The organism is Paenibacillus taichungensis (genome assembly GCF_013359905.1).
GTDB lineage: Bacteria > Bacillota > Bacilli > Paenibacillales > Paenibacillaceae > Paenibacillus > Paenibacillus taichungensis.
Map to the genome: position 1 here is coordinate 57,699 of NZ_JABMCC010000083.1, position 6,265 is coordinate 63,963.

At 44.2% G+C, this 6,265-nt stretch carries 7 protein-coding genes and 1 rRNA gene; 6 read left to right on the forward strand and 2 right to left on the reverse strand.

The window, feature by feature from the left end:
- Positions 1-41 precede the first annotated feature (41 nt).
- Positions 42-797: an N-acetylmuramoyl-L-alanine amidase CwlD gene (gene cwlD / locus HP548_RS01670; RefSeq protein WP_076292175.1), complete on the forward strand. Its 756-nt coding sequence runs from the start codon at positions 42-44 to the stop codon at positions 795-797.
- 79 nt (positions 798-876) lie between these two features.
- Positions 877-1,977 (forward strand): Mrp/NBP35 family ATP-binding protein, encoded by a 1,101-nt coding sequence (locus HP548_RS01675; protein ID WP_175380695.1) that lies wholly within the window; start codon positions 877-879, stop codon positions 1,975-1,977.
- 96 nt (positions 1,978-2,073) lie between these two features.
- On the opposite strand, the gene gerD is transcribed toward HP548_RS01675, so the two are convergent.
- On the reverse strand, positions 2,074-2,835 hold the full coding sequence (gene gerD, locus HP548_RS01680) for a spore germination lipoprotein GerD (RefSeq protein ID WP_076292177.1): 762 nt from the start codon (positions 2,833-2,835) through the stop codon (positions 2,074-2,076).
- A 125-nt stretch (positions 2,836-2,960) separates the two neighbouring features.
- Here gerD and HP548_RS01685 point away from each other — a divergent pair, with 125 nt between their 5' ends.
- A complete protein-coding gene (locus tag HP548_RS01685) occupies positions 2,961-3,590 on the forward strand; it encodes a KinB-signaling pathway activation protein (RefSeq protein ID WP_175380696.1) in 630 nt (209 codons plus the stop codon).
- 142 nt (positions 3,591-3,732) lie between these two features.
- Here the strand turns inward: HP548_RS01685 and pdaB are convergent, their stop codons facing one another.
- Positions 3,733-4,509 (reverse strand): polysaccharide deacetylase family sporulation protein PdaB, encoded by a 777-nt coding sequence (gene pdaB, locus HP548_RS01690; protein WP_076292179.1) that lies wholly within the window; start codon positions 4,507-4,509, stop codon positions 3,733-3,735.
- A 121-nt stretch (positions 4,510-4,630) separates the two neighbouring features.
- Between pdaB and HP548_RS01695 the strand changes: the two genes are divergently transcribed.
- The 3 genes from HP548_RS01695 to HP548_RS01705 form a co-directional block, all read left to right on the forward strand.
- Positions 4,631-5,248, forward strand: coding sequence for a stage II sporulation protein M (locus HP548_RS01695; protein ID WP_076292180.1), 618 nt, complete (start codon positions 4,631-4,633; stop codon positions 5,246-5,248).
- A 209-nt stretch (positions 5,249-5,457) separates the two neighbouring features.
- Positions 5,458-5,688, forward strand: coding sequence for a hypothetical protein (locus HP548_RS01700; protein ID WP_017692114.1), 231 nt, complete (start codon positions 5,458-5,460; stop codon positions 5,686-5,688).
- Positions 5,689-6,183: 495 nt separating this feature from the next.
- A 16S ribosomal RNA gene (locus HP548_RS01705) occupies positions 6,184-6,265 on the forward strand; the annotation flags it as partial.

Genomic DNA, 6,265 nt, shown 5'->3' on the forward strand with positions numbered 1-6,265 from the left:
TAGATGATTAGAGTCATTTATAGGGACGAGGTGGTTTTTTTATGCGTAAAAATATGGGGAAGCACTTTGTGATCTGGATTAGGTTACGCACCATGAAGAGGGTCATGTTAAGCCTTTGTTTGCTTGCGATGTTTGTGGCGGTGGTGACGTATGAGTTGCCCTCCTCCAAAATGTCCGGTTACTGGGGGCTGCCATTAGCGGGAAAAGTCATAGCCATTGATGCAGGACATGGTGGGCCAGATGGGGGAGCAGTGAGTAAGCAGGGAGTCATTGAGAAAGATATCAATTTATCCATTGCGTTGTACGTACGAGATTATCTGCAGCAAGCAGGAGCCTTGGTTGTGATGACCCGTGAAATCGACACCGATCTGGCTACTACAGATACTAAGGGTTACTCCAAACGCAAGACGGAAGACCTGAAACAAAGAGTAAGAAGAATCGAGGATAAACAGGCAGACCTCTTTATCAGCATTCATATGAACAGTGTACCTTCGAACCGCTGGAGTGGCGCTCAAGTTTTTTATACACCCAATCATCCCGATAATGAAGGATTAGCCAATCTGCTTCAGCAAGAAATGATTCGTAATCTGGAAAATACAGATCGAATCGCGAAAACGGTAAATACCGTTTATTTGCTCCAGGCGTTAAAAATTCCCTCGGCATTGGTGGAGGTCGGTTTCCTTTCTCACCCGGAAGAGGCTCGTCTGCTTGCTGATGAGACCTATCAGCGCAAAGTTGCTGCATCCATCTATAACGGGATTCTCCGTTATTCGTCAGGAGAACGTCCTAAAAGTTAGTCACAATGAGAAAGGTAATGATATAATTGGACCAGCATACCTAATTACATGCCAATAGATAAAGCTGAGGTGCTGTCTGATGTTATCAAAAGAACAGATACTTGAACTATTGCAGCCGTTGCAGGAACCGCAATTGGGCGTAAGTTTGACTGAACTGCAGTGGGTCCGTGATGTCATGGTTAAAGAAAATCATGTTGCTCTTACTATGGTGACGCTGGAGAACCGCACAGAGGATACAACTGCTCTAAGCGATGCCGCTCGCAACCTGTTGTCCCAACACGGAGTGAATGATGTACATATTCGTCTGCGTGCAGCGTCAGAGCATGAGCGTGAGAGCCTGAACATAGGACAAGCGGATCATGAGGAAGACCAGGACGAAGTGCTTGTCAAAGGCCATGCAGCAGGGCTGGACGGACATGAGTTGTTAAGTCCTGAATCCGGCGTGCGTTTTATTGCTGTTGCTAGTGGTAAAGGCGGCGTCGGCAAATCGACGGTAACCGTTAATTTGGCTGCGGCTCTGGCACGTCAAGGCAAGAAGGTTGGCTTGATTGATGCAGATATATATGGCTTCAGTGTACCTGATATGATGGGCATTGAGGAATATCCAGTCGTTGAGGACGGGGTTATCCAACCGGTTGAGCGTTTCGGCGTAAAAGTGATGTCGATGGGATTCTTTATTCGGGAGAATAACCCGGTGATCTGGCGTGGACCTATGTTGGGCCGGATGTTGCGCCAATTTTTTACCGATGTAAACTGGGGAGAGTTGGATTATATGCTGCTTGATCTGCCTCCGGGTACGGGGGACGTCGCACTAGACGTACATCAGATGCTGCCTCACAGCAAAGAAATCATCGTTACAACACCGCATGCAACCGCTGCCTTTGTAGCTGCACGTGCAGGTGCCATGGCCATTCAGACGGAACATGAGCTGCTTGGTGTCGTAGAGAACATGGCTTATTATGAATGCAGCAAATGCGGAGAGAAAGATTATGTATTTGGCCGAGGTGGTGGGGGGACTCTTGCCGAGAGTCTTCATACAGAACTGCTTGCGCAGATCCCACTGGGAGCGCCGGATAATCATATTTCGGAGCCGGATTTTTCCCCGTCCGTGTATAAAGCAGATTCAAGCATCGGGGCGATCTACGACGAGGTTGCCCAGTCTGTTGATGCCAAGTTTTAAATTTTCTTATCATGTAAAATATATAAAAAGGCCCACATCCATGGATGCGGGCTTTTTTCAACACTCGATATCTTTTAACTTTAAAGTATTATCGACTTACGATCCTCCATTACTTCCGTCTCCACCGCTGTTACCATCACTACTGCCGTCACCGCTGCCACTTCCGCCATCCCCATTGTCATCTTTGCTTTGGCCGTCCTGTTTGCCGCCTTGTTCTGTTTTGGGTTGCAACTCATCTTGGACTACCTTTTTAAGCAAAGTCAGTACTTCCATCCGGAATAAAGGATTTTGCATGACTTCCTGCATAACGGTCATCGTTTGTTTACGATATTCTGGCGTTTTGGTCATATCCATGAACATCTTGGATACTTCAGGAGATTTCATGACATCCCCAATGGATTTTTGATACGTTGGATCTTTGATTAACTGCATATGCAGTTGCTTGCTTTGAGAGTTAATTACTTTGGCGAATTCACCTGCAAATTGTGGATCCGTCATAATTTTCTCGAATTCCTTCTGGTATTCAGGAGCCGTGATGGTATCTTTTACAGCTATACGTATTTGTTCTGAAGATTGCATAGGCATTAACATTTTCATACCCACTGTCCCAGATCCACCGCCAGAAGCTCCACTTTGGCCAGAAGCGCCGCCTTCCCCACCACCAGAAGAACTTTGTCCAGTGAGTGCTTCCTCGACCGCCTTTTTGCCTTCGTCACTTTTGAGAATATCCACGACCATCGTTTTCATCTCTTTATAACCGCCCTGAGGAGGCGAATAATTCTGATCTGAGCCACAGCCGGCGAGCATGACGGATAGTCCAAGTACGACACAGCATAACTGCCACAAAGGCCGTTTCATGTGCACAACCCCTCCTTGATTAGATACTGGATGTAGTATGTGATGGGAAACCGCTAAATATGTTGAATGATGATGGTTTTTTGCTGTGAAGGTTGGTAAAATAAACTCTCGGGGGTGGAAAACATTTGAATTTACGTAAATGGTTTTTCCTATTTTGGTCAGCTTTGCTTATTGGGGCTGCGGGATCATTAGTGACGGGTCTAATTATGATGTTGGTTAATGGAGAAAAAACGAATGGAATGACCGATTTTTTATTTTATCTCCTGATCTTGTTTGGTTCCGGTATTATGATTAGCGTGTATTCGCAAATGGGTTTTTTCGCATACTTGATATTGAACTATATGGGCAAAGGTGTATTTTCGAAACGCAGTTGGCAAATTGTACAGATTGTTCTAACCGTGTTGGCATTACTTGATGTCATGTTTTTACGTTTGTTTGTTGGTGGGGAACGAGAACGGCTATCCGATATTGTGCTTGGAGTCATTATTTTGGCAGCTGGAATTGTTACCGCTTACGTAAAAGTGAAACAGACACATATTTCGGCGTTGGTACCTACACTCTTTTTCATGGTGGCTGTTACCGTGGTGGAGACGATCGGTGTTTTACGAATTGATGTAAATGCGGCTACCATCTTTATTGTGGTTCCACTGTTAATCTGTAATGCATACCAAATGCTGATATTGCACAGGCTGGTAGATGGGTCCATGGAGCAGCGGGTGAGTGGAAAGACCGAAGTACAAGAAAGTCATGCGTAGCGATTATCTTACAAAAAAACGCCAAAAAGAGCTAACCTGGTTAGCTCTTTTCATTTATGCGCTTCAGCACCTTTTACAGGACGTGGAGATCTTCGGAAGGCAAGTATACAGTTTGCATCACCAATACTATTTTAATTAACGCTTACTGTGCACTGGCTTGGTCGCGAACTTCCGTACCTTTGACACTTGAATGGTTAAGCAGCTCAGAAACCGTCACGAACTCATACCCTTGATTTTTTAACTTGTCGATAATGACAGGTAATGCTTCATGCGTTTGTTTCGAGGAATCACTGGCGTGCAACAGAACAATGTCACCTGGGTGCGCCTTACTAACAACACGATCAACAATGGTCTGTACACCAGGGTTCTTCCAATCCTGCGAATCGGTGTCCCATTGGACTACTTGATAATTCAAACTGCTGGCAACTTGGAGAACGCGTTTGTCAAAGTCGCCATTAGGCAGGCGTAGCAATTTCGGTTCTTTTCCCGTTAAATCGGTTAAAATGCTATGAGCTGTCGAAATTTCCTTGCGGATTTCTTCTTCAGTCAGACTGCTGTAATTATCATGCTTGTGACCATGACTGCCGATTTCGTATCCTGCGTCTTTGATGGCTGTAACAATCTCGGGGTGTGTCTTACTCCAGGGGGAGGACAAGAAGAACGTTGCCTTCTGTACTTTATTATCTTGGAGGACCTTCAGAATAGGCTCTGTCCTTTTATCTCCCCAGCTAATGTCAAAGGTGAGTGCGATAACCTTCTTCTCGGTTGGAACGCTGTATACGGCGGATGGTGCATCCTCCGAGAATACAGAAATATTGCCGCTCTCCAGATAAATAATCCCGATAGCAAAGACGGCAGCAACCAGCACAATCAGGAAACGTTTGATCTTTTTGCCGCTAAATACATAGAACGAGTTCATTTCAATAAGCGCCCCTCTCCCATAAGAAATGCTTGTTTACTCTCCAATGTATGCTCGTACCTCGCAGTTATTCGTATCAGACGTTTGTTTGTCCAACATCTTGGTTTTACAGGAGGATATTATGTTAAAATTCAGTACATTTCTTAGAGCTTTAGGTTCCATTCGTGGTGCATTAATATGGTCGATTGTATTGTTTGTTGTCGGAATAGGCACGGGATGGGTGAGTACAGGAACACTTGAGGATATATTGTTGAATCAAATCGGGGGGCTAAGGGAGGTTAGTGAGCGGCTGGAGCAGGGGGACAATGTGCAATGGAACTTCTTCCTCTTTATCTTTTTTAATAATGCCATCAAAAGTGTACTTGTGATCTATGCTGGTATCTTCTTTGGCATTCTGCCTGTCGTTTTCCTGTTGATCAATGGCATGGTTATCGGATTTCTGGTACACACCACAATGAACTATGGGGCTAGCTTCTTTGATATTGTTGTGAAAGGACTTCTTCCACATGGCATTATTGAAATTCCGGTAATTATTATCGCATGCGCATTTGGTCTAAGGTTTGGTGGATTGGTTCTCAAAAGTCTTGGTCAATTTAGCGGGGAGAAACGAAATACGATTGGCAGCCAGTGGAGTGCGTTTATGCGTACAACGGTAACTGCATCCTTCTGGATTGTTATTTTGCTTTTTGTTGCAGCGATTATCGAAAGTACACTTACCTACAGCCTGGTGCGAGGATAAATTTGTATGGGATGACATTCATAAATTTTCAGAAAGTTGACCATAACAATAAAACGGGTTTCAGTAGCAACCACAAAAGGACAAACAAAGATGATCCTAGGTTTGCTACTAAAACCGGCGCTGTCCAATATATGGCCTGAATTAAGGGGCTCGAATATGACATACAATGGGACACGCCATTATCCATATGCAGAAAAAGGAGAACTCTAATGCTGGGTATGCTGTTTAACGAGAAGGAATGCAAGGAACTGGATTATGTGCTGCGCAAAGAGCTCGACGAAATGTTGTTCGACTTAAGTGACAACCGTCTCGATCAAGAAATTAAATACGCCATAGCGAGTCGCTACAAGACTGTGTTCCGTATGTATGCACGCTTTGCCCCACCCAAAGAGCTATCCAAATATGCTAGAGGTGGCAAACTAAAAAAATCCAAGCCGTAATGATGTGGTAGTGGGATGCTAAAGTTCACCAATATAAGAGAGGTGCGGCCCGTAAAGCCAGCGCTGTACCTCAGACACCATGAATCAGGAATAGGTAGAATAGGCGGCTTTGAAAAGGATATGAAACAATTTGTCGAAAAAGGGTTGACCTTTTTTGTTCAATATGATAAATTAATTTTCGTTCCTTTTTTAAGGAAAAGTTAACTGAAACAAGCGCTGAAATAAAGCGATTAAAATAAATCGAAAAAAAAGTGCTTGCAAAGGAAACTTAAACATGATATATTATAAAAGTCGCCGCTGAAAATACGGTGACGAGGAAAACCGAAACGAATTGAATGTTTGATCTTTGAAAACTGAACAACGAGTGAGTAAACATTCTGCTTGCAGAATGAACGCGAAAGTTTGAGACAAGCCTTGGTTTGGATCGACTGGAGCGTAAAATGAGATTTTTAATCTCGTCAGTTTCAAAATGAGCTTATCGCTCTTTTCAATACTTTATTGGAGAGTTTGATCCTGGCTCAGGACGAACGCTGGCGGCATGCCTAATACATGCAAGTCGAGCGGACTTGAAGAGAAG

Excerpts from the sequence above, each read along its gene's own strand:
- HP548_RS01700 (WP_017692114.1), top strand. The coding sequence starts at position 5,458 with ATGCTGGGTATGCTGTTTAACGAGAAGGAATGCAAGGAACTGGATTAT.
- HP548_RS01675 (WP_175380695.1), top strand. The coding sequence starts at position 877 with ATGTTATCAAAAGAACAGATACTTGAACTATTGCAGCCGTTGCAGGAA.
- cwlD (WP_076292175.1), top strand. The coding sequence starts at position 42 with ATGCGTAAAAATATGGGGAAGCACTTTGTGATCTGGATTAGGTTACGC.
- pdaB (WP_076292179.1), bottom strand. The coding sequence starts at position 4,509 with ATGAACTCGTTCTATGTATTTAGCGGCAAAAAGATCAAACGTTTCCTG.
- HP548_RS01695 (WP_076292180.1), top strand. The coding sequence starts at position 4,631 with ATGTTAAAATTCAGTACATTTCTTAGAGCTTTAGGTTCCATTCGTGGT.
- gerD (WP_076292177.1), bottom strand. The coding sequence starts at position 2,835 with ATGAAACGGCCTTTGTGGCAGTTATGCTGTGTCGTACTTGGACTATCC.